Below are 565 nucleotides of genomic sequence, written 5' to 3' on the forward strand. Positions count from 1 at the left end.
CGTGTTGTGGCTGCTTTTAAAGCTTTTTCTGTTTGCTTTTGTTGCTCTGCTTTTTTCCCAAGAGTAAAAGCTCTTGCTAAGGCAATAAAAAAAGCGGCTAAAGCCGCACCTGTTAGCATCAGATTTCTTTTCATCCATAAGATCATAGACGATGCTCCTGAAAGCGTTTAGCAACAAAGAAAATACCAGCACATGCGGCTAAAATCATAATGGTGGCCAAAGCCCATTGGATTGGTCCATTTCCTGCTAACAAACCACCAAGCCCAGAAAAAGAACCAATAATCGGTGCAAGGGCTTCTGCTTTGAAAAAACCCGTTGGTGCTTGCGTTTCTACTGTTTGATAATTGGAGGAAACAAAAGCCCCTTTCGCCCATAAGCCTGTTTCTGCCGCGCGCCGGTGTGCTAGACCTTCAAGACGCTTCCCGCCTGCTTTGGTCCATTTCTGTAGCTCTGCAGGGACAGCTTCATATTCACCTTGATTGAGCTTTTTTAACAGTGTCGAGTTACAAAAGGCTCCTGTTCCTACATTATAGCAAAAGGACACTAACGCCGCGAATTGTTCATC

Annotated in this window: 1 protein-coding gene; it reads right to left on the reverse strand. The window is 44.6% G+C overall.

Going from position 1 to position 565, the window contains the following annotated elements; genetic code table 11:
• Nucleotides 1-142: 142 nt before the first annotated feature.
• The coding region (locus tag ACFIK0_RS09840; RefSeq protein ID WP_375663982.1) for a lysozyme at nt 143-565 on the reverse strand (423 nt) is incomplete at its 5' end.

Source organism: Bartonella sp. CL63NXGY (genome assembly GCF_042194905.1).
Classification (GTDB): Bacteria; Pseudomonadota; Alphaproteobacteria; order Rhizobiales; family Rhizobiaceae; genus Bartonella.